The sequence below is a fragment of the Shewanella spartinae genome (genome assembly GCF_019457555.1).
Taxonomy (GTDB): domain Bacteria; phylum Pseudomonadota; class Gammaproteobacteria; order Enterobacterales; family Shewanellaceae; genus Shewanella; species Shewanella loihica.
This window is the reverse complement of record NZ_CP080418.1, coordinates 1,476,316-1,500,658: the sequence shown is the minus strand read 5'-3', so window position 1 is coordinate 1,500,658 and position 24,343 is coordinate 1,476,316. Positions and strand designations below refer to the sequence as shown.

The 24,343-nt window shown below is 52.2% G+C and carries 15 protein-coding genes; 6 read left to right on the top strand and 9 right to left on the bottom strand.

Annotation, left to right across the window (positions count from 1 at the left end; genetic code table 11):
- Window positions 1-430 precede the first annotated feature (430 nt).
- From K0I31_RS06600 to K0I31_RS06590, 3 genes are all read left to right on the top strand, one after another.
- Window positions 431-2,911, top strand: coding sequence for a 6-hydroxymethylpterin diphosphokinase MptE-like protein (locus K0I31_RS06600; RefSeq protein ID WP_220080299.1), 2,481 nt, complete (start codon window positions 431-433; stop codon window positions 2,909-2,911).
- Between the two features lie 107 nt (window positions 2,912-3,018).
- Window positions 3,019-3,498 carry a DUF2947 domain-containing protein gene (locus tag K0I31_RS06595; RefSeq protein ID WP_220080298.1) on the top strand — a complete coding sequence of 160 codons (480 nt, stop codon included), beginning with the start codon at window positions 3,019-3,021 and terminating at the stop codon, window positions 3,496-3,498.
- Between the two features lie 32 nt (window positions 3,499-3,530).
- Entirely contained in the window at window positions 3,531-4,103 is a 573-nt protein-coding gene (locus tag K0I31_RS06590) for a chalcone isomerase family protein (RefSeq protein WP_220080297.1), read from the top strand.
- A 150-nt stretch (window positions 4,104-4,253) separates the two neighbouring features.
- On the opposite strand, the gene K0I31_RS06585 is transcribed toward K0I31_RS06590, so the two are convergent.
- Window positions 4,254-5,168 carry an outer membrane beta-barrel protein gene (locus K0I31_RS06585; RefSeq protein WP_220080296.1) on the bottom strand — a complete coding sequence of 305 codons (915 nt, stop codon included), beginning with the start codon at window positions 5,166-5,168 and terminating at the stop codon, window positions 4,254-4,256.
- A 239-nt stretch (window positions 5,169-5,407) separates the two neighbouring features.
- Complete coding sequence (locus tag K0I31_RS06580) at window positions 5,408-6,019, bottom strand: TetR/AcrR family transcriptional regulator (RefSeq protein ID WP_220080295.1); 612 nt, start codon at window positions 6,017-6,019, stop codon at window positions 5,408-5,410.
- Window positions 6,020-6,161: 142 nt separating this feature from the next.
- Here K0I31_RS06580 and K0I31_RS06575 point away from each other — a divergent pair, with 142 nt between their 5' ends.
- The 3 genes from K0I31_RS06575 (at window position 6,162) to K0I31_RS06565 (ending at window position 12,542) form a co-directional block, all read left to right on the top strand.
- Window positions 6,162-7,277 (top strand): efflux RND transporter periplasmic adaptor subunit, encoded by a 1,116-nt coding sequence (locus K0I31_RS06575; protein WP_220080294.1) that lies wholly within the window; start codon window positions 6,162-6,164, stop codon window positions 7,275-7,277.
- Window positions 7,278-7,280: 3 nt separating this feature from the next.
- On the top strand, window positions 7,281-10,352 hold the full coding sequence (locus K0I31_RS06570; RefSeq protein ID WP_220080293.1) for an efflux RND transporter permease subunit: 3,072 nt from the start codon (window positions 7,281-7,283) through the stop codon (window positions 10,350-10,352).
- 186 nt (window positions 10,353-10,538) lie between these two features.
- Complete coding sequence (locus K0I31_RS06565) at window positions 10,539-12,542, top strand: methyl-accepting chemotaxis protein (RefSeq protein ID WP_220080292.1); 2,004 nt, start codon at window positions 10,539-10,541, stop codon at window positions 12,540-12,542.
- Window positions 12,543-13,100: 558 nt separating this feature from the next.
- On the opposite strand, the gene K0I31_RS06560 is transcribed toward K0I31_RS06565, so the two are convergent.
- The 7 genes from K0I31_RS06560 to purL form a co-directional block, all read right to left on the bottom strand.
- Window positions 13,101-13,583 carry a hypothetical protein gene (locus K0I31_RS06560; protein ID WP_220080291.1) on the bottom strand — a complete coding sequence of 161 codons (483 nt, stop codon included), beginning with the start codon at window positions 13,581-13,583 and terminating at the stop codon, window positions 13,101-13,103.
- A 106-nt stretch (window positions 13,584-13,689) separates the two neighbouring features.
- Entirely contained in the window at window positions 13,690-14,754 is a 1,065-nt protein-coding gene (locus K0I31_RS06555; RefSeq protein ID WP_220080290.1) for a hypothetical protein, read from the bottom strand.
- Between the two features lie 102 nt (window positions 14,755-14,856).
- Window positions 14,857-15,405 carry a hypothetical protein gene (locus tag K0I31_RS06550; RefSeq protein WP_220080289.1) on the bottom strand — a complete coding sequence of 183 codons (549 nt, stop codon included), beginning with the start codon at window positions 15,403-15,405 and terminating at the stop codon, window positions 14,857-14,859.
- An 848-nt stretch (window positions 15,406-16,253) separates the two neighbouring features.
- A complete protein-coding gene (cydX, locus tag K0I31_RS06545; RefSeq protein WP_041510590.1) occupies window positions 16,254-16,370 on the bottom strand; it encodes a cytochrome bd-I oxidase subunit CydX in 117 nt (38 codons plus the stop codon).
- A gap of 14 nt (window positions 16,371-16,384) precedes the next feature.
- Window positions 16,385-17,524, bottom strand: coding sequence for a cytochrome d ubiquinol oxidase subunit II (gene cydB / locus K0I31_RS06540; RefSeq protein WP_011865105.1), 1,140 nt, complete (start codon window positions 17,522-17,524; stop codon window positions 16,385-16,387).
- Between the two features lie 15 nt (window positions 17,525-17,539).
- Window positions 17,540-19,096, bottom strand: a complete 1,557-nt coding sequence (locus K0I31_RS06535) for a cytochrome ubiquinol oxidase subunit I (RefSeq protein WP_220073471.1) — start codon at window positions 19,094-19,096, stop codon at window positions 17,540-17,542.
- Window positions 19,097-20,337: 1,241 nt separating this feature from the next.
- Complete coding sequence (gene purL, locus K0I31_RS06530) at window positions 20,338-24,219, bottom strand: phosphoribosylformylglycinamidine synthase (protein ID WP_220080787.1); 3,882 nt, start codon at window positions 24,217-24,219, stop codon at window positions 20,338-20,340.
- Between the last annotated feature and the right edge of the window lie 124 nt (window positions 24,220-24,343).

Genomic DNA, 24,343 nt, shown 5'->3' with positions numbered 1-24,343 from the left:
TACTCTCCAAAGTTGCCTCTTTTCGGCTTACATCATACGCCGTTTTAAACTTCGCACAGCCAAGAGGCCAAGTCATCTTATTCTTAGCAAGCTATACAGCAATTATTACACCACTTATTAAGATGCGGACAGAATAATCACCAAGAGGCTCACAAATGTGCAGTTTTTCGCTTGCAACATTTCATCTAACCTTTTGTAATCTTAGTAACTTCATATCAATTGTCTAACCTTATTTCATTTGTTTGCCATCTAAGTCTGCTATTTGAACAAATTCTCACAAAATTGTCCTAAGGATCTAATTTGTAAACCTAATGGCACAATTATCGCATTTTATCGAATAAGCAGAATTTGCGACTAAATTTGGTGAAAACATCGACTTTAGCTGACAATAATTTGACGAACACCTTGCTTTGAAGGCAAAGAGGCCAGAATGCTGAACACCCAATCAGAAATATCCAAAACGTTTGCAATCAGTCAGTTCAATGAGTACTACTTACCCAGTGTAAATAGACATACCTTTGAAAAGCTGGACTCCGCTTCTCTTTACAACAAGAAATATCAGGACGCTTTTAAGCAAGAAGATACACTGCACATCATCATAGGCATGGATTCTGGCCTACTGGCAAACTATCTCATGTCGCAACCACAGGCAAAAGGCAGCAAATATCTGTTCGTCGAGCTGGCTGACGTACTTTCTCTGCTAACCATAGAGATTCCTGAACACCTCAAAGATGACATGCAAATCATTTCAGCGAATGATTTTCAAGAGGCAATAACGGCCCATGACAACAATCTCTACATAGTTAAGAAACAATTCAAAATTCACCGTTCCATTGCCGTAGAAGGCAACTATCTCGATGCATATTGCGCATTGAATGAACTAGTAGAAACGAGTGTCGATCACGAGTATTTTGAGCAAAGCATTGGTTTCACACAAAAAATATTCATCAAGGCACAATTTAAAAACCTCGGTGAAAATCAAAAGCCTGTATCAATACTCAAACAAGCCTTTCGCGATAAAACCTGTATAGTGTTAGGGGGAGGTCCATCCCTAGATGAACATTTAGAATGGATTAAGCAAAACAACGACGACCTAGTCATCATCGCCGCATCGCGAGTCGTAGGCAAACTGGTCAAACAAGAGATCTCTGTCGACATAGTTGTCTCCGTCGATCCGCAAACCCACAGCTTTGATGTCAATAAAGAGTTTATGCAGTTGGAGCATAAGAGTTTATTGATCAACTCTTACCATGTGGTGCCACAAATTTTAGGTCAATGGCAAGGTAGCTCGCTATATACGGGCAATCACCTTCCATGGCTGCACGAGAGAGATAACCACAACATAAGATCCATTGGGCCAACAGTTACCAACAGCGCCATAGAGATCGCCACGGAAATGGGCTTTAGCCAGGTACTGCTTTGCGGTGTAGATTTCTGTCATTCCCAAACAGGTGTCACCCATGCTCAAGGGACATATGGCGCCAGTCTGGGGCCTAACATAGGAGTCATGTTCGAATGGGTTGAAACAAATGCCGGCGACATGGCTGAAACACCAATTCAATTGCTACACGCCATTACCTCCCTTGAAGAGGCAATAAGCAATACCCCAGATACCCAATACATCAACTTATCTCTTGATGCGGCGAAAGTTAAAGGGGTCAACTATCTCGCTACCGACCAAATCGAGATCCAGCCACTAACCACAAGCCAACGCGCTCTACTTTTACCGCAAAAGCACCGCACTACAACAAGCGAAAAGCAGCGCTATCTAGAAGACACCTTAACGGAAATTGAATCTCACCTTGAGAAACTCACCTTGCTTAATGCTGAATTAAAACAGGCTCATAGCATCATAGACAAACTGGAGATTGCCAAGACGCCTGAGCGTATAGCTATTCAAGCGGAGAAACTCGAAAAACTCGAACAGAGAATCAATGAAAAATACCCAGATCTAGCCAACCTCATCAAATTCTATGGCTACTATGAATTTTCACATTTCTTCTCAACCAAAAAAGAGCAGGACTGGTCCCAAGAAGATGTCAACAAACATACCCGAATCTACTACTCGGCATTTGAGAGCATTGCCCAAGAGATAGCACAGCTAATTGATGATGCCATCATACGCCTACACTCAAGACTCGAAGAGGAAAAACCAGACTGCGACATAAGTGCCTTATGTCAGCAATGGCACAATGATATGCAGTGGGGTCGGGCTATTATCTGGCAACAGCAACACCCCAAGGCTTATGAGGCCTTGTCAGCTGAGCAAAAATCGCTTCTTAAGAAGAGTGAAGAGATCTATCTTGAACAGTTTGTCGTTAAAGAGTTTATCGATGATACAGATGACGCCCCCGTCCCCTTTATCGAAAACGCCTTTAAAAAATTACAGATATTGCTGCACAACAAGCATCTGCTGGGTATCTCCAAAATTGCACAATACACGGCGCCTTTTATTCAAACGGATCCCGAGGTCAATCGCCTGCATTTTCTCGCTTTAAGCTATCAATACATGCTGGAAAACCAACCCGAATTGGCACTAGAAACGCTACAGAAGATCCCTGAGAATGATTTTCAAGAGGCCGAGCATAAACTCGCCATCCAGCTTTCTCTGCAGCTCAATAACCTCCCGCTGGCACTTGAGCATTACGCCAAGATAAATGAGTACAGCGACGAATATTTGCCCCAGTATGCCCATGCGCTGAACTTGAGTGGCGATCCGCAGGCAGCGCTGGGTGTCTACCTCGATTACTTAGATAAGTATCCTCAGGACATTCCTGTGATGTTGAAATTGGGGATCTTTCTGGCCCAGGCGGGTCAGATTGACGGCGCCATCTCCTGTTTCGAAAACGTCCTCATGCTGGATGAGCATAATCAGGCGGCGCTCAACTACCTGGGACAGCTCAGGCCCTAAGTTTTTCGGCGCCAGGGGCAAAATTATCCCGCGGCGCCGTTTCCCTTGTCCTGTGGCACGCCGTATAATGTCTGGCGTTAATAACTTACAGCCGATAGCGAGGCCCTGTGGCGCACACCTATATCCCACTCGAACAATACAAACGTAAATGGATCTTTAACCATAAAGATCTCCCCGTCACAGATGAAGACAAGGCCTGCATCAAGCCGCTGGATCAGAAATCATCCATGACGGTGTGGAATCAGTGGGTGAGTAACAAGAGTAGCCGCAGCGAGCAGTTTGCCAAGGGCGACTGGGCCGCGAAAGGCGATGCCTGGCAGGAAACCGATCACTGGCAGAGCGCCTGGGACAGCGACTCACCCGCTCTGCCCGAGCTGTTTCAGGGCCACTTCGATTGGCAAGACGAGACGCAGGTCTACTTCTGCTACGACAAGTATCAGATCATCGAGACCCGCTGGGACGTCTTCGTGCGCAACTGGAAATGTTTTCTCTTCTTCGATGACGGCCCACTGCTGATTGCCCCCAAGAAGAAACAGGCCGCCTTCTTCCATCAGAGTGGTCAATATCAGCTGGGTAAACGCGGCTAACCGCCATTTACACAATATTTATAAGAGGTTATATGAAGTCCCTCCTACGCCACCTACTCCTTATCAGCGCCGTGATCAGTACCATACTCAGCACTCCTCTGGCCGCTAAGACATTGGCAGATGTGCCCCTTGCCAATGAGATAGTCCTAAGCGAACAAGCCTTGCAGCTTAACGGCGCCGGCATTCGCAGCAAATTCTTTATGGATCTCTATGTGGGCAGCCTATACACCCAGAGCCCGAGCCAAACGCTGGAGAGTGTGCTCAACGCCCCTAGGGTCGCGATTCGCTTGAATATCGTCTCAGGCATGATCACCTCTGAGAAGATGCAAGATGCGATCATCGAAGGCTTTGACGATGCCACAGATGGAGAGCCTGAGGCGATTCAGCCCCAGATAGATGCCTTCATGGCCCTGTTCTCGGCGCCGATTGCCGAGGGGGATCAATTTACCCTGGAGGCAGTAAAAGATCTTGGCGTCACCGCCTATAAGAATGGCGAAAAACAGGCGACGGTCGAGGGCGAGGCCTTTCGTAAAGCGCTGCTGAAGATCTGGCTGGGCGATAAGCCGGCCCAGAAGAGTCTCAAGCGGGCTATGCTAGGCGAATAAACAATAGCTGAAGCTGATCGATAGCTAATTGAAAGCTCAATGACAGCTAACTGAAAAATCATAAAAAAATGGCCTGACGGTATGTTCAGGCCATTTTTGTGTTCATCGCATTTTCTGATTCATCACATTTTTTTATTCTTAAGCGGCACCCTAGAATCGATATTGGGCGGAAAACGCCAGTGCCAGCTGATTCTCCAGCGACTCCTGGGTTTTCGGTGAGGAGAGCTCTATCTCACCACTGAAGAAATAGCCCAAATAGGCATCAAATTTGAGTGGCTCGCTCGCCTGCCAGCCCGCCCTGACAAAGCCGACCCACTCGTCTATCTCCAGGGTCACATCCTCATCTTTCACCAAGAATCTTTGAGTACGCTTCGAGCTGCCGACGCCAACATCAAGCGACTCATACCACTGATAGCTCAGCTCCAGGCCTGCGGGGCCGCTAAAGCCCGCCGAGAAGGGGTTGGCAAGCTTAAGCTTGTCGGTTATCTGCCAGTTCACCGCCAGATAAGGCAAGGTGCGCACCTCTGAGATATCGTTCAGGTAGGCGACCCCGAGGCCCAACATGTTGCCGCCATTGAAGCGATACATGCCTGAGGCGACCACCCCATAACTTTGGGCATTGGACGATGAGGTGCCCTCGCTATAGGCGTACTGCAGCTTAGGCGCCAGCATGAACAGCCAACGATTGTTGGGACGAAAACTGAGCCCCAGGCCAACCCCATACCTGTCCACATTGGACCAGGGCGCCAGATTACCACCCAGCAGTGAGGCGCCGCGGCCACTCCAGTCATAATCCAGCCTGTCGTAACTAATATTGGCACTGAGCGACCATTGCCTGTTTAGGGCAAAGCTGGTCTTGGCACCGAACAGCCAGGTGTCGCGCTGTAGTGCCAGGCCGCTATCACCCACATCGGCCTCACCGACGCCGATGCGCGATACCGACAGGGTTAAGGGCGACGCCTGTCGCGCTCCCCCTTGTGCCGCCTGGGCGGAAACGGCTATCAGACAGGTTAACCCTAAAACCAGGGCGTTGACCGTATTGCGAGATAATAGGCTTGGCTTCATACCCTCTCCCTGGGGCGACTCAGTTAGACTTAATGTTTGGCCGGCTGCCCGATTTCAATGTGGGCACCCGACCAAGTTAGGCGCCCGACCAAATTCCAATCTTAAAATTACTACACACAAGCTTAGTACGACCAGACTGGCGAAAAGATCACTTTCCCTTCAAAAACGGCTAGCTCTGGTACTAAAAGCGCGGCTAAAACTCTGATTAAAGCCGCGCTCTGAACTAAAATTGCCAGCGCCTAAACCCGATGGGCACGCAGGAACATGCTCACCGTCTCTTTGATGTAGGCCGGGCGCTTAGCGATCAGGTCCTCAATCGGTAAGCCTAGCTCTAGCTTGAGACGCATCTCGCCAAACAGCATCATACACAGACGCACCGAGGCATGGCGCAGATCGCCAAAATGATACTCGCCGAGTTTCTCCACCTGCTCGAAATAATTCTCCAGCAGATTGAGCAGAAACTCTGGGCCGGCATTAAAAAACAGCGCCGAAATTTCCGGGTGGGTATCGGCCTGGGCCACACAGGTCTTAAACACCTCTATCGCCTCGGGTGACACTATCATCTCGCCAAAATAGTTACCGAAATGCAGCAATGCCTGCTCGGGATCCTGGGGGCTGGTAAACAGCTCCGCCGTCACCTGATGTACGACACACTTAGATTCGATTGATGCAACGAACAGATCATCCTTGCTGCCAAAATGCGAATAGACGGTCTGTTTAGAGACGCCCGCCAACTTCGCGACCTCATCCATGCTGGTATTGGGAAATCCTTGCCCACAGAAGAGCTCAATCGCGGCGTGTAATATCTGCGCCTTCTTCTGTTCACTGCGGCTAAGGGGTGTTTGTACCATTGAAACGTCCTATAAGGTCTTCATTTTTATCACGACATATTTATACACAAACTAGACTAGACAGTCCAGTTTTTGCAAATTAGACTAGCAAGTCTAGTTTAACGATTTATTCACCAACTGTTAACCACGGAAGTGTATCAGTATGACGATCTTTACCGCCAAGTCCCTCGCCAGGGTGTTGTTATGGAGCAGCCTCAGCCTCGCGGCCAGCGGCTGCCAACAGGATGAGTCCACCAGCGCCCCCAACAGCGAACATTTCCCCAAGGTCTCCAGTCAGCGGCTGATCCGCTCGATCAGCTATGACACAGAGCAGGTATTTACCGGCAGCATACGCGCGGGCAATACCACGGCTATCGGCTTCGAGCTGGCGGGTAAGATAAAACACCTGGCGGTCGACAGTGGTAATCACGTCAAACAGGGCGACCTACTGGCCCAGCTGGACACCTCCTTGCTTGAAGCCGAGAAGCGCGAGCTGCTAGCAAGCTTGGCGCAAAACCGCGCCGACAGAGAGCTGGCCCAGAGCACCCTCAAGCGCAGCCAGGCACTGAAACAACAGGGCTACGCCTCGGCCCAGCAACTGGACGAACTCAAGGGACAACTCAGCAGCCTGCAAGCCGCCGAGCAGCGCCTGCGCGCCGCCATCGAGGCCAACGCGCTGCGGATCGCCAAGTCCACCCTAGTCGCACCGTTTGATGGTATTATCGCCAAACGTAACAATAACTTAGGCGAAGTGGTCGCCTTGGGCGCGCCCCTCTTCACCCTGATCCAGCACAACAATCCCCAGGCCATCGTCGGCGTGCCCGTAGGACTCGCGCAAAGTTTGCAAGACAGCCAGCAGCTGACCCTGACGGTGAAAGAGACCCCTTATCTCGCCACCGTGGCCGGCATTGGCGCCGAGGTCAATCCTGTGACACGTACCGTACCGGTGCGTCTGACCCTGCCTACAGATGCCAAAGTGATCAACGGCGAGCTGGCCTACCTGCATTACAACAAGACAGTCGATACCGCCGGTTTCTGGGTGCCCATCTCCTCGCTCACCGACGGCCTTCGCGGCCTGTGGAACCTGTATGTGCTGGTCGAACAGCAACCGGATCAATACCTTATCGAACGGCGCGACATAGAGATCCTCTACACCCGTGGCGATCAGGCCTTCATCCAGGGGGCGATAAGCGAAGATGAGCGCTTCGTCACCCAGGGCCTACACAAGGTGGTGGTGGGCGAGCGCGTTATGCTCAACACCCAAGTGGCGACGAGGTAAGTCATGATAAAAGCCTTAGTCGAAAATGGTCGTCTGGCCAGCCTGGTGATCGCCCTGCTGATCGTCGCCGGCCTTGGCGCCATCACCAGCCTGCCCCGCATGGAAGATCCCAGTATCACCAACCGCTTCGCCTCTGTGGTCACCCATTATCCGGGCGCCTCGGCCGAGCGGGTCGAAGCCCTGGTCACCGAGGTGCTGGAGAACCAACTCAGACGCCTGGAAGAGCTAAAACTGGTGCAGTCCACCTCACGCCCGGGGATCTCCGTCATCCAGTTAGAGCTGAAAGACAGGATCACAGAGACGGACCCTGTCTGGTCAAGGGCCAGGGATCTCATCAACGATGCCAAGAACCTGCTGCCCCCCGCGGCGCAAAATGCCCTGCTGGATGATCAGCTGGGCTATGCCAACACCGCCATTCTGGGTCTGGTATGGCAAGGTGCGGGCGAGCCGCGCCAGGATATCCTCAACCGCTATGCCAAGGAGCTACAGAGTCAGCTCAGGCTGATCCCGGGCACAGACTTCGTGAAACTCTATGGCGCCCCCACCGAAGAGATCCTGGTGCAAATAGACGCCCAAAACGTCAACCGTATAGGTCTTAGCGCCGCCGCCATCGCCCAGATCTTGGCTAACGCCGATACTAAAGTCTCGGCAGGTGAGATCACCAACGACGCCTTTCGCGCCCTGGTAGAGGTCTCCGGCGAGCTGGATTCTGTCACCCGCATCAGACAGGTGCCACTCAAGGTCGATGAAAACGGTCAGATCATACGCCTGGGCGAAGTCGCCAGCGTGCAGCGCCAGCCCAAGACCCCCGCCGCCAGTATCGCCCTCATAGAGCAGGCTCAGGGGATCATGGTATCGGCGCGTATGCTCAACAACACCCGGGTCGACCTCTGGCTACAGCAGGTGCATCGCGTGGTCGAGAAGGTGCAGGGGGATCTCTCCTCCAACGTGGAGATCCAGTGGTTGTTCGATCAAGAAGGCTATACCACCACCCGCCTGAGCGACCTGATCGCCAGCCTGCTGCTGGGTTTCATCATCATTCTGGTGGTGCTCATGCTGACCCTGGGGCTGCGCAACGCGGTGATCGTCTCCCTGTCGCTGCCGCTGACCGCCCTCTTCACCCTGGCCTGCATGAAGTATGTCGGCCTGCCGATTCATCAGATGTCGGTAACCGGCCTGGTAGTGGCGCTGGGGATCATGGTGGATAACGCCATCGTCATCGTCGATGCCATCGCCCAGCGTCGACGTCAGGGGCTGGATCGCCTCAGCGCCGTCGGCGAGACCCTCAAACATCTCTGGCTGCCACTGGCGGGTTCTACCATCACCACCATGCTGGCCTTCACCCCCATCATCCTCATGCCGGGGGCCGCGGGAGAGTTTGTCGGCGGTATCGCCATCTCGGTGATCTTCGCCCTGCTAGGCTCCTACCTCATCTCCCACACGCTGATCGCCGGCTTCGCGGGCCGCTTCGGCGCCGAGGGCGACGCCACTCACTGGTATCAGCGTGGGGTCAACTTCCCCATCATCGCCCGCGCCTTTAGCAAAACCCTGCATATCGCCCTCAAGCGGCCCCTACTGGCCGGCGTGGTGATAGGCATATTGCCCATAACTGGCTTTATCGCCTCGGGGCAGATGACGGAGCAATTCTTCCCGCCGTCAGACAGGGACATGTTCCAGATAGAGGTGCACCTGGCGCCCCAGTCCAGCATAGAAAACACCCGCGCCTTGGTGGAGCGCATCGATGCCAAGCTCAGGGCCACCGGCGAGATGCAGAGGCTCGACTGGGTGATTGGTGGCAATGCGCCTTCCTTCTACTACAACCTGCTACAACGTCAGCAGGGGGCGGCTAACTACGCCCAGGCGATGATTAAGGTTGCCGACTTCGAGCGCGCCAACCAGCTGATCCCAAGATTGCAGACACAGCTCGATACCGAGTTCCCCGAGGCGCAGATCCTGGTGCGTAAGCTAGAGCAGGGCCCACCGTTCAACGCCCCCGTGGAGCTGCGCATCTACGGCCACAACTTAGATACTTTAAGAGAGATAGGCGATGAGGTGCGGCGCATTCTGATCACCACAGATCACGTGCTGCACACCCGCGCCACCCTGAGCGCCGGCGCGCCTAAGGTCTGGTTTCAGGTAAACGAAGATGCCAGCAAGATGAGCGGCCTGAGCCTGACGGATATCGCCAACCAGATCCAGATGGCCACTACCGGCATTAACGGCGGCAGCATACTGGAGCAGACGGAGTCGCTACCGATCCGGGTACGCACCCAAGATCTGATGCGCGAGCAGCAGACCGAGCTGTCACAGATCAATCTGCTGTCGAGCAACGGCGTCGGCATCCCGCTCTCGGCGCTGGCCAGCAGCCGTATCGACGTCAGCCTGGGCGCCATCCCCAGACGTGACGGCCAGCGGGTCAACACCATAGAGGCCTATCTGGAGAGCGATGTGCTGCCCCAGCAGGTACTCAACCAGGCCAAGACGCGCATCGACGCCCTCCCCCTGCCCGCCGGTTATCGTATCGAGGTAGGCGGCGAGAGCGCCAAGCGTAACGAGGCCGTAGGTAACCTGCTGTCCAACATAGTCTTGGTGATCACTCTGCTGCTGGCGACCGTGGTGCTGTCGTTCAACTCCTTCCGCCTGACCGGCATCATACTGCTGAGCGCGGTGCAATCGGCAGGCCTTGGCCTACTCGCCGTCTACCTGTTTAACTATCCCTTCGGCTTTACGGTGATCATCGGCCTGCTGGGCCTGATGGGCTTAGCGATCAACGCCGCCATCGTCATCCTGGCGGAGCTTGAGGATATGCCAGATAAGCGTGAGGCAGGCATCCCAGCCATAGTGGCTGTGGTCAGCAGCTGCGGCCGCCATATCGGCTCAACCACCATCACCACCATAGGCGGCTTCCTGCCGCTTATCATCTCAGGTGGCGGCTTCTGGCCACCGTTTGCCATCGCCATCGCCGGCGGTACGGCGCTCACCACACTGTTGTCACTGGTCTGGGTGCCGACCATGTACCAGCTGCTGATGACCAAGCGCCAGGCGGCGCCCGTGCCCGCACTGCAGCCCAGCTAACGGTCTCGTCAATTTACTAATCACAAGATGCACTGGCTCGCCCGCCCAGGGTGATCCAGTGCATATTTAGACTAATTGCCGAGGCTTGGGGCAATTTTTCCTTTACCGAAATAGACCTGCGTCAAAACAATCTCGCACCACCTTAGTTACATTAGCGAAAGTCTAACCACAAGGTGGATTACCATAATGAACTATAAAAACTGGCCTATCGCCAAACAGATAGGCGCCCTTGCCCTGATCCTCACCGTCGTCGTATTTGCCATTCTCAGCAGCGTCTCCTACATCACAGCCGCCAACGTGCTGGAAGATAAAGGTAAGACGGCCGTAAAAGCGCAGATGCACAGCACAGCCGACCTGATTGAACTCGAGTACAACAGCCTGCTGTCTCTCGCCAGACGCAACGCCGATGTGCTCAGAGCCATGTACCCAGGCCAATTCTTCAAGCCTGATAAAACCGTCTTGGTGATGGGGAAACCCACCCCGGCCCTGGTACACGAGCGCGAACAGATCAACGCCTCCAAGAGTAAGGTGGATCGCTACTCCAACCTCACAGGCGGTAACGCCACCGTCTTCGTGCGCGACGGCGACGACTTTATCCGCATCTCCACCTCGCTGAAAAAAGCCGACGGCAAACGTGCCCTGGGCACCTACCTGGGTAAGAAGCACCCGGGCTACGGCGCGCTGATGGCGGGCAAAGAATATGAAGGCTACGCCAGACTGTTCGGCAAAGACTATATGACAGTCTATCGCCCCATCACGGGCCCACAGGGCGACATCATTGGCATACTCTATATCGGCTTCGATATCTCAGAGGCGCTGACCGAGCTGCAACGCTCCATGAACCAGCTCACGCTGGAGGAGTCGGGTTACTTCACCCTGATCCGCAACGTGGACAACGCCATCATCGCCCAGCCCAACCAGGAGTCGGGCACCATACTGACCGAGGCGATACTCGATGGCCTCTCTCTTGACGCGGCCAAACGCGGCGGCCAGGAGAGCGAATACCTCAATGGCAACAAGGAGCCCATGTACGCCTACGCCGTTACCATTCCCGGCTGGCAATGGACCCTGCTGGGTCAGGCCAAGAAGCGTGAGCTGAACGAAGAGAGCCTGAAACTGCTGAGCATCAATGCCGGCGTCGCCGCTGTGGGCGTGCTGCTGATCACTCTGCTGCTCTCCATGGTGCTGATTAAGACACTGCGCCCGCTGCGTCATCTGCAGCACCAGCTCACCGAGCTCGGCAAGGGTGACCTGACTCAAGAGTTCGATCAGGTCAGCCCAGATACAGACAACGAGGTCGACAGAATCACCCACGCCGCCCGCCAGATGGCCCTGAGCCTGCGTGAGCTGGTCGGCGCCCTGCGCGCCTCGGTCAACACGCTTGAGGAGCAGGCCAGCAGCGCCCAGGAAGTGGCCAGACTCAACGGCGAAGAGGCCCAGCAGCTGATGGCGCAGACCGACCAGATCGCCACGGCCATCGAAGAGATGTCCACCTCGGTACGCGATGTAGCCAACCACGCCAGCGAAGGCGCCAGCCAGAGCCAGCAGGTGGATAACGCCTCACGCGACGGCCACCAGCAGCTCGATCAGCTGGTACAGGGCCTTGGCAAACTCAGCGAGCAGCTCGATGCAAGCCACATGAGCGTCGAGAATGTCAGCAAGGAGAGCGAGGCGATAAGCCAGGTCACCGAAGTGATCAACAGCATCGCCGAGCAGACCAACCTGCTGGCACTCAACGCCGCCATCGAGGCCGCCCGCGCCGGCGAACAGGGCCGCGGTTTCGCCGTGGTGGCCGACGAGGTGAGAACCCTGGCCCAGCGCACCCAGACCTCGATCTCAGAGATCAGTCAGACCATCACTCAGCTGCAGCAGCAGATCAAGCTCACCGCCGAGCAGATGGGCCAGAGCCATCAGCTGGGCACCGCCTCCGCCGCCCAGGGACAGGAGGCCGCGACTAACCTCAACCAGATCACCATCAGTATCGGGGAGCTGGCTATCGCGTCGAGCAGCATCGCCAGCGCCACCGAGCAACAGAGCGCGGTCGCCGACGAGATCACCCGCAACCTGCATGAGATCACCGAGCTCGCCCGCGACGGCGAACAGCGCGCCGGCGACACAGTCGACGCCGCCCAAAACCTCTCCCACATCGCCGCCGAGATCAAACAGAAGATCAGCGTGTTTAAGTCGTAAATTCAGCGTAACCGCTCATCTCAAAGAAAAAAGCCGCTTCAAAGCGGCTTTTTTATGTCTGACTGACATACCAGTACCTGGTGTGCTTAGCGAGGTGTCGACTCTTCGAAATTTAATGCCTAGGTAGTTTAACGATTGAAGCGCTGTGACTTGGAATGGATGTTTAACGTTTGCCGACATTTGCCATCGGCAAGGAAGCCGTAACCATGGCTTCATGGTGTATCAATTGCCTGCCGCAGGCCTTATGTGCAAACACATTTGTGACACGCTGCAAGCACTTCCTTGTGAGCTCTACCTCGGCATCCATGCCTCGGAAGGTCACAAATGTGTTTACACCAGTATCTATCGTCTCTTCGATTGAGCTGCATTTGATATCCATAGACAATCAAAACAAAATCATACTTGGAAAAAGCAAGTTAGATTCTTAGCGCAACTCCTTCAGATTCGAATTAATTTTTATATGTGTAACCCGCCAATAGAGGGCGTATAAATGCTTGGTTATACTTTGCGACGGAGAAGCAGAGCCAATTCCCCCCAAAGCATTATTGGCTTGCTATCTTAAGACCTGCTCAATGCAATGCTGAAATTGAAAAGGAGCTCTCTTAATGAGTCTTCATCAATTTCGACTGATTGAATTTCCGATTCTTTCTCGCCGTCTAAGGAGATTGTGATGAACAACTTTTCACGGTAAGGCACAAGAAAACACATTACGTAATCTGTGTTTGGGCCCCAATCAAAAACCTGATGCTCGGCAAATATTTCATCTGAATCTTTGAAGTCAAAGTCAGAAATGCGAGTACCAAGAATGAATTTGTGTATTTCTTTCTCATCCTTTCCGTGAAAATAATGATTGAATCTTGCGAAGTCTCTAACTTTTTCTGATTCGGAAAAAGCAATTCCTGATAAACTAGGAATATGGGCGATACCATCTCTTTGCGTGACCAGAACACCTGCCACCCAAATCTCAATGTCTCTTAAATCGCGACTATCAGCCAAAGTTTTACCAACTTTAAAACCGACAATTTCCTTCTTACCTAGCACGATTCACCTTAGTAATATAACGCCCAAATCAGGTGCGCCGTAGGCGTCACCTGAATTTGCTTGTTAAGTAAGTTGCTTTCATAGGCTTAAATCATTTCTTCTTATTTTAATCATTAATAAATTGGTCAAATAAGTAGCTATAATTTGGCTGCATTCTACTTTTAGCGAGATCTTTATCCATGTTGACTAGGTAGTTACCAACTGAATTCTCGTTTGAATTACTTGATAGCTTATTCTCTGCCATAGCTGCAACAAAACCCAGCAACAATGAAGATGACAAGTGAAGGTTGTTTTCTGTCCCTAGCATATCTCCGAGACTGCTGAGGACTGTAAAAGTGACAGGAACCCCGACCACCAAAGACGAGCGAATAGCGCTTTTATTCAAGAAACTTGAAGACTTTACGAAATCTTTTTTTGCATTAATTAAGTCCTGACCATATTTTTCTACAATATGAATGGCATGGTCTTTTTCAGCACAACCTCGAAGTTCATTTAGGAATTCTGTAGTTACAGATTTAAAACAATCTTTCTCATCTTTATATTTGGTAGAAAATTTGATGATATCTGAAATACTCGCTGAAGCAAGATCGATAGGAATTAGGTCTTTAATTCCTACATTTGTATATGCCATTGAATTTTGAGGATCTTCAGCGCCATAAACAAACTCAGAAAAATTTCCACCTTCATTAAAATATGACGCTATTACCCATGCATCAGCATTGTCAGTGGCAATATTTATCCCTCTACGCTTTGCTGCATTATTTGCTAAAAATAGCATGTACCCTCGTGCGAGCTCAGAGGGTATCTTTAGAAAGCCCCCGTCAACTTCTGTAGCTACTTTTTCTAGTATGGGATATAGGCGGGAATCTATTTTATCTTTGTGAAGCTGATCATATGAACCATAACTATCTAGCCCATCAGGGGTAAATGGCTGTGCCTCTAAAAAATTGTTATACATATCATAGGCTTCTGATAGCTCAGTCTTGCTAAGCTCTAAGCTATCGACTAATCCAGCATCAATTGCAGACTTAACGTTATCATCGTCTCTTGGGGTATAGTCATTTGGAGCGATCCTATAAACCTTGTCCCAAATGAGAAGGCTTGCTTTTAGCCAGTTCGGATCCCGAATCTCTATGGATGGGAAATATAATATGCTATCAGATGAATTCATTTTCGGTTCTAATCTAGTTTGTGGTGTCTAGTTTTTACTTAACGCCTTGCGAAGGGGCGAAGTGCGTAGCACTTTGTCCCGCTTGCTCAACTTGTTAAGCCTTTACTCGCTGACATTATATGACTCGACTACTTCATGTGGCCTACCACTAACATAGGATTCACAGTATTGAATAATTATTTCCATATTGCGTATAGCTAGTTTGGCCTCGCTACGATACTCGCTGAGGATGGCCTCAACTTCAGGGCCTTTTCCTGTTTCTTTAAGTTGCTGTATTGCTGACCATGCTGTTTCTGCAAGTTCATCAAGTTGATTATCTGTTGCCTCCGCCCAGTAAACAATGGCATCAGCAGCTTGCTTTTCATTTGCAGATAGCCGAGTTAAAACTTTAAGCAGCACATGATCTATATGTGATGTTTTAAAAGGCATAAAAGCCGCCTTTGAGAGGCGGCCATTGTTATTTAAGTCATTGAGGTTTATTTGAACCGACTCAATTTTCTTTCTTGCGTGATCAGCTGTATCTGAGATTAGGCAACTCAGTAAATTTTTATCATTACCTCGACGAAACCAATCCGCGACCACAACGAGCATAAAAGCTGAAAATGCACCAACAAAAGCGGATACAGATGGATTTTTTAGCAGCTCGATCATATCTCTCCTTGTGGCTTAACATTTTATTAGTGTGCATGCGCGTTTACCTCGTTGGACCAGTGAAAACACGCACAGCTAACTATCTGTATGTAATGAACTTATCAGCATTTTACCAAATATACCACCTGGAAAAACGCGCACGCGTGTTTTCCAAACCTATCACCTACTTAACGAATATCGTAAATATATAATTTTAAAGCCATTTATTTACACCGAAATGAGAAAACGCGCACAAATACAGGATAAAAATCGTTCAAAACCCTTGTCATTTGAATATGACTGTATAGTTATCCAGTTTTTTGATTGGGGAGTAGTGAATTACATCACGCGGGTGTAGCGATGAAAATTGCTAGGCCTGAAGCCCATTCGTTACTGCTCCGCCGACAACTTGCTAAAAACTTTGGGGCAAAATTCAGTTAGCTTTCACCCTTTAAATACACCAATACCGCCAAATCGAAGAGACGTTGGCCCCCAGTGTAGATGCATCTGCGGACGTCGATGGCAGGGATGCCATCGTCGAGCCTACAAGGAAGTATTCACGGCGTGTAGCAGATGTATCTGCACAAAAGCGAGCCGCAGGCTATAGGTTGCCACGAAGGATTGACCTTCAATGTACTAGCCAATACCAATTGCTGCCATACGCAATTACCACGATCCCCCCTCGTCGGGCAGGCGTTAGATAGCCATGAAGGTGCGACCTTCAAGTCCATAGCAAATACCAATACAGGTAGACGTAACGACCTTTAAGGGCTCTTAATCCCCCTTCGCCACCAGCCCGTGCGCCCCAAACACGGGCAATAAAAAACCCCGCATTCTCATACGGGGTTTCTCACTTCAGAATTCATGGCTTAATCGTTAAGCTCTGAATCCCTATCCATGTTCTCAGTATTCTCTAACCACAAGGCGTTGATGATACCGAAAGAACACGCCAGCAAAATGCCTAATATCCAAGCAAAATACCACATAGTGTCGGCTCCTGTTAGTAAAGTGACGTCTTGTTGTCTTCGATGTAGCTACGGCTCAAGCGACCAAACATCTTGAAGTAAGTCCAGATGGTGTAGCTTAGCACGATAGGCACGAAAATCGCGGCCGCCCAGGTCATCACAGTCAGTGTCATGTGGCTCGCTGTGGCATCCCACATGGTCAGGCTCACGTTTGGCTCAAGTGATGATGGCATCACGAACGGGAACATGGCCGCGCCGCAAGTCAGGATCACCATAGCCACCGCCAGCGAGCTGAACAGGAAGGCGAAACCAGAGCGGTTGAAACGACTCGCCAGCAGCGCAAGTACCGGCATGGCAATACCCAGGATTGGGAACAGCATGGTCACTGGGTACTTGTCGTAGTTAGCTAGCCAGGCACCCGCCTCTACCGCAACCGTCTTAAGGGCTGGGTTAGATGCGCCGTGGGTGTCGATAGTCGAGGTGACCACATAGCCGTCGATACCATTGGCTAGCCATACACCGGCCAGGGTGAAGAGCACAGCAACCAGGGCCGCAGCCACCTGGGTCGCCGTCGCCGCACGTACGCGCAGCTCGCCTTCTGTCTTCATCTGTAGCCAAGAGGCGCCTTGCATGATGATCATAGACACGCTCACCAGACCGGCCAGTAGGCCAAATGGGTTAAGCAGGCCAAACAGACCACCGTGGTAGGTTGCACGCAGGTACTCGTCGAAGTTAAACGGCACGCCTTGCAGCAGGTTACCAAAGGCGACGCCTATGATGAGTGGCGGTACGAAGCCACCGACAAACAGCGCCCAGTCCCAGGCCTTACGCCATCTTGGATCTTCGATCTTAGAGCGGTAATCGAAGCCCACGGGGCGCAGGAACAGGGCAAACAGCACCAACATCATGGCCACATAGAAGCCAGAGAAAGAGACCGCATATACCATAGGCCAGGCGGCAAACAGGGCGCCACCGGCAGTGATTAACCATACCTGGTTGCCATCCCAGTGGGGGGCAATCGAGTTGATCATAATACGGCGCTCGGTATCGTCCTTACCTATGATAGGCAGCAAGGCACCCACGCCCATGTCGAAACCGTCGGTGACGGCGAATCCGATGAACAGCACACCAATCAGCGCCCACCAGACAAATCTTAATATTTCATAATCAAACATAATGAGATCTCCGGTTTAAGCTTCTAGGTTTTCAAAGTGATAACGGCCCGTCTTGAGACTGCTAGGTCCCTTACGTGCAAACTTGATCATCAAGAACAGCTCAATCACCAGCAGGACTGTGTAGAAGAGCGTGATAGAGATGATACTGAACCAGAGATCCGCAGCCGTCAGGCTAGAGGCCGACATGAAGGTTGGCAGCACCTCGGAAATGGTCCAAGGCTGACGACCGTACTCGGCCACGAACCAACCACACTCGATGGCGATCCAAGGCAGTGGCAGGCTGTATAGCGCCGCCTTAAGTACCCAAGGCTTCTCTTCGATCTGATGACGTGTGCTCTGCCAGAAGGCCGCCGCAAACACGAACAGCATGATTACACCCAAGCCAACCATCACACGGAAGCTCCAAAACATAGGCGCAACCGATGGGATAGAGTCTTTGGCCGCGGCCTTGATCTGCTCTTCTGTGGCATCGACCACGTTGTCTGTGTAACGCTTCAGCAGCAAACCATAACCCAGGTCGACTTTAGCCTCTTCGAAGGCGGCACGTAGCTCAGGGGTTTCCTTGCCGGCGCGCAGCTCGGTCAACATGGCATAAGCCTTCATACCGTTGCGAATACGCTCCTCGTGCTCGACGATAAGGTCGCGGATACCGGTAACCTCTTCATCGATAGAACGGGTGGCGATGATACCCATGGCATATGGGATCTTGATGGCGTAGTCGGTATGCATGGTTTCCTGATTAGGGAAACCCACAGCGGTAAAGGCCGCTGGTGCAGGTTCTGTGTGCCATTCGGCTTCGATAGCCGCAAGCTTAACGCGCTGGGCCTCACCCACCTTATAGCCTGACTCGTCACCCAGTACGATGACCGACAGGATAGACGCCATACCGAAGCTTGCCGCGATGGCAAATGAGCGACGGGCAAACGGCAAGTCACGCTTCTTTAGGATGTAGTAAGAACTGATGGCCAGAACAAACATGGCGCCGGCCACATAGCCAGAAGCCACAGTATGAACAAACTTCACCTGCGCAACCGGGTTGAACAGGACTTCGGCGAAGCTGGTCATCTCCATACGCATGGTTTCATAGTTGAATACACTACCGACTGGGTTCTGCATCCAGCCGTTGGCTACCAAGATCCACAGCGCCGACATGTTCGAGCCCAGGGCCACCAACCAGGTCACCGCCAGGTGTTGACGCTTGCTGAATCTGTCCCAACCGAAGAAGAACATACCCACCAGGGTAGATTCGAGGAAGAAGGCCATCAAGCCTTCGATAGCCAGTGGCGCACCGAAGATGTCACCCACATAGTGAGAATAGTATGACCAGTTAGTCCCAAACTGGAACTCCATCGCCAGACCTGTGGTTACGCCCAGGGCGAAGTTAATACCAAAAAGCTTACCCCAGAACTTGGTCATATCTTTATAAATCTGCTTATTGGTCATCACATAGAGTGATTCCATAATGGCCAGCAAGAACGCCAGCCCCAAGGTCAAAGGTACAAACAGGAAGTGATACATAGCTGTCAGCGCAAACTGTAAGCGCGAGAGCTCTACAACCTCTTCAACAATCATCAGTGACTCCTTAGGTGGTGCGATCATTCTTCAAGGTTAGATCCCCATCAACCCGGAAAAATGCCTATTTAGGAATTTTATTATTCAAGTAATTTGTCAGACCCGAGTCTCACAAACCGCCAAATTTTAACTTTTTGCCTCGCTCAAGCGTCGCTGACGCTCAAAAAGGCCCTCTCACCCCAGTTTTTGAGAGGCGGCTCACAAAACCTTTTGGTTTTTAAACCCCCGTCGCAGAACACGGCCGAGAAAATCAATTTAAATTATTTTTTTCAAAAACTTACAACAAGGCATATCAAACGTACCCTAACCATTTTATACCATTCAAATTTGATTCAAATCAATCAAACACGGCGCGGATAGTGGGTTTTGCGGACGGCGCCACACTTCACCCGGCAACACGCTTGCCAAAACATTGAAAACGTGATAGGAGGTCATTAAATTTTGATAAAAAGGCTATTTTTAGCAAATTTCAGCTCACATCGCGCAAAACGCAACATTTAACAAGATTTAACAATTAAAGAGTCAATATATGTAACCCAAAAACACCGCATAACTAACAACACAAACAAGCAAAATCAATGACATACAAAATTAAAAACATCAACACCACACCAAGCACAGCCTTCAGAGATTAAAATTACTAATGTGAACTTGCAATTTTAATCGTTTGTTCCCTAGGCGACATTTGCTTACTATATGCCTGTGTTAAGGAGACGGCTCAATCAACCCGGTGAAGTTGCCCGGCAAGCCACACTCCGCTCACATCATTAATCACTGTGTGGAGAATCCGTTATGAAAAACCTATTTGATCGTCTAGTTAACAGCTACAAGCGCACTTTTGTTGAACTCTATACTGCAAGAGAGCTGTAAATAGCACCTTAACCCTCCATTGCTTGAAGTTTTGTTAGCGCAAAACGGCCACCGTTTTCTCCTCGAAGGCGGTGGCTTTTTACTTTCTAACGACTTGGTTTAGATGATTTTAGATTAGTTTAGCAGACGCTAAATAAATAATGTCGCCTTTTAGCGATTTTCGGGGCAGATCCCATTAAGCGTGATTTGCGCGAATTAAAGGAAAAAACCATCGATACCCCTACTTTATGGCTGTTTAGCAGTTCAGAATGTAATAAAGTAAGGCTAAGTGCATGTATCTGTGTGGGTTTAAACTAACTCTTTATGGGTATAAAAAAAGGGCCTCGAATTTTCGAGGCCCTTTTTGCATCAATTATACCGCCAAGCTTAGGTTAACCTAATTTAGCGCGGACGTTTCTGAACATTCTCATCCATGGGCTATCTTCGCCCCACTCGTCAGGATGCCAAGAGTTCGCTACGGTTCTAAACACACGCTCTGGGTGCGGCATCATGATGGTGACGCGACCGTCTGTGCTACAGATACCGGTTAAGGCGTTTGGCGAACCGTTAGGGTTCTCTGGGTATTGCGTCGCTATCTGGCCATGGCCATCGACGAAGCGCAGCGCGATAGTGCCAGACGCCTCTGCGGCGGCCAGCGCCTCAGGCGATGCAAACTCGGCGCGCCCCTCACCATGAGACACGGCGATCGGCATACGTGAACCTTCCATGCCTTCGAAGAAGAAGGATGGGCTCTTCTGCACTTCCACCAGGCTGAAACGCGCCTCGAAACGCTCGGAGCGGTTACGCACGAAGTGTGGCCAATGCTCGGTACCCGGAATGATATCTTTCAGGTTAGAGAGCATCTGACAACCGTTACATACCCCTAGGGCGAAGCTGTCGCTGCGCTCGAAGAAGCGGCTGAACTCTTCGCGGGCGCGGCTGTTAAACAGAATCGACTTAGCCCAACCTTCACCGGCGCCCAGTACGTCACCGTAGGAGAAGCCACCACAAGCCGCCAGGCCCTGGAACTCTTCGAGGCTGATACGGCCCGAGAGGATGTCAGACATGTGAACGTCGCGACTCTCGAAGCCGGCGCGGTCAAACGCAGCAGCCATCTCGAGGTGAGAGTTAACCCCCTGCTCACGCAGGATAGCCATCTTAGGCGCTATGCCCTTGAGGATATAAGGCGCGGCGATATCTTCGCTCGGGTCGAACTTGAGATCGACGGTCAAGCCTGGGGCATCTGCCACCTGCTTGAGCTTGAACTCTTCCTCAGCACACTCAGGGTTGTCACGCATCGCCTGCATGCGATAGGTGGTCTCGGCCCAGATGGTACGCAGCTCGGTGCGTGACTCGGCTAATACCTCAGTCGCTGCATCACGGATGATGATGCTGTCGCCAGCCACTGGCTTAGCAACCACATGGCAAGCCACACCGGCCGCCTGATACTGCGCCTTGATAGCCTGGCTATCGGCTGCGCGCACCTGGATCACGGCGCCCAGCTCTTCGTTGAACAGACGCTCTAAATGAGTGCCCGTCAGCGCGCTGAGATCCACATCCAGACCCGTGTTACCGGCGAACGCCATCTCAACCAGCGTCGTGAATAGACCACCGTCGCTACGGTCGTGATAGGCTAGCAGTGCCTTATCAGCCACCAGCGCCTGAGTCACCTCGAAGAAGCCGCGCAGCAATGCCGCATCGGCCAAATCTGGCGCCTTGTCGCCCAGCTCACCGTATACCTGAGCCAGACAAGAACCGCCCAGACGACGCTCGCCCTGGCTAAGGTCCACCAGCAGCAGCTCGGTGTCGCCCTTGTCGCTTCTCAGCTCTGGGGTTACCGTCTTACGAATATCTTGCACCGCACCGAAGGCAGTGATCACCAGCGACATAGGCGAGGTAACCGTTTTATCTTCACCGCCATCTTGCCAGGCGGTCTTCATCGACATCGAGTCTTTACCCACTGGGATGGTGAGATCCAGCTCAGGACACAGCTCTTCGCCCACGGCCTTGACCGCCTCGTACAGGCCTGCGTCTTCACCCGGGTGACCCGCGGCAGACATCCAGTTGGCCGACAGCTTGATACGCTTGAGTGAACCGATATCGCTACCGGCGATGTTCATGATAGATTCGGCTACCGCCATGCGCGCCGAGGCGCCAAAGTCCAGCAATGCCAGCGGCGTACGCTCGCCCATAGACATGGCTTCACCGCTGTAAGAATCGAAGCTTGATGCTGTCACGGCGCAGTCGGCCACAGGCACCTGCCAAGGACCGACCATCTGGTCACGATTCACCAGACCGGTAACCGTGCGGTCACCGATAGTGATCAGGAAGGTCTTTTCGGCAACGGTTGGCAGACGCAGTACGCGGCGCACCGCATCTTTGAGTTCGATGGTCTCTTGTGCCAGCGCAGGCGAGTCCGCCTTTTGCGACACCACGTCACGGCTCATCTTAGGCGCCTTGCCTAGAAGAACCTCTAGCGGCAGATCGATAGGCTTGTTGTCGAAGTGTTCATCCGACAGGGTCAGGTGACGCTCCTCAGTCGCCTCACCCACCACGGCAAATGGCGCGCGCTCACGCTCACAGATGGCGGTGAACAGCTCGAGGTTTTCCGGCGCCACAGAGAGTACATAACGCTCTTGCGACTCGTTACACCAGATCTCCAGCGGGCTCATGCCAGGCTCGTCCGATGGCACGTTGCGCAGCTCGAAACGACCGCCGCGTCCACCGTCGTCCACCAGCTCAGGGAAGGCGTTCGACAGACCGCCCGCACCCACGTCGTGGATAAATTGAATCGGGTTGGCTTCGCCCATCTGCCAGCAGCGATCGATCACTTCCTGACAGCGACGCTCCATCTCTGGGTTATCACGTTGTACCGAGGCAAAGTCGAGATCTTCACTCGATTGGCCTGAAGCCATTGAAGATGCCGCGCCGCCGCCCAGGCCGATGTTCATCGCAGGGCCACCCAGTACTATAAGCTTGGCGCCCACGGTGATCTCACCCTTCTGCACATGCTCTTCGCGGATATTACCCAGACCACCGGCAAGCATGATTGGCTTGTGATAGCCACGTACCTCGACGCCGTTGTGGCTAGAGACTTCCTGCTCATAGGTACGGAAGTAGCCCAGCAGCGCCGGACGACCAAATTCGTTGTTAAAGGCCGCGCCGCCCAGTGGACCTTCGGTCATGATATCCAGCGCGGTCACGATGCGATCTGGCTTACCATAATCGCCTTCCCATGGCTGAACGAAGCCTGGGATCTTAAGGTTTGATACGCTAAAGCCAGTGAGGCCTGCCTTTGGCTTAGAGCCACGACCGGTTGCGCCTTCGTCGCGGATCTCACCGCCTGAACCTGTGGCCGCACCCGGGTATGGGCTGATGGCTGTCGGGTGGTTGTGAGTCTCCACCTTCATCAGGATATGCATAGGCTCGGTATGATAGGCGTACACCCCGTTTGGCTCGGGGAAGAAACGACCGGCGACAGAACCTTCCATCACGGCGGCGTTATCTTTATAGGCAGATAACACGTGATCTGGGGTCTTCTCGAAGGTGTTCTTGATCATCTTGAACAGCGACTTTGGCTGTACCTCGCCGTCGATGGTCCAATCGGCGTTGAAGATCTTGTGACGGCAGTGCTCTGAGTTTGCCTGGGCAAACATCATCAGCTCGACATCATTAGGGTTACGATTCAGACGCTGGAAGTTTTCTACCAGGTAGTCGATCTCGTCCGGCGCCAGCGCCAGACCCAATTTAACGTTGGCCGCTTCCAGTGCCGCCTTGCCTTCACCCAGCACGTCGACGCTGGTAAAGACCGCAGGCTCGGTGCGGGCAAACAGGCTGCTCGCCTGCTCGAAATCTGGCAGAACCACTTCGACCATACGGTCGTGCAGCAGGCCAAGCAGCTGCTTCTGCTGGGCGTCATCCAGATTGTCGGCCTGAACATAGTAGGCGATACCGCGCTCTAGGCGCTTGACCTTGTTCAGACCACAGTTATGAGCGATGTCGGTCGCTTTAGACGACCATGGAGAGATGGTGCCCGGACGTGGCGTTACGAAGTACAAGTTGCCTTGGGGCGCATGTGCTTCAATCGCAGGTCCATAGGTTAACAGTTTGGTCAACTGCTGGGTTTCGCCAGCGTCCAACGCCTCTGTTAAATCGGCTAAATGAATGAACTCAGCATAGATATCTTGTACTGGAAGCGCCGCACTCTGACAGGCCTCCATTAGCTTTTGGACTCTAAACGCTGATAATGCAGGGGCTCCGCGGATGATCTCCATCACGTCTTTTCACCTTATTATTTATAATTGCAGGGTCAGATCTGGCGCTATTATAGGGAAATGTGGGGCACAAATCATCCGTAGCATGGCTTCAAAACAGCGTTTCCCTCGATTTATTATCACC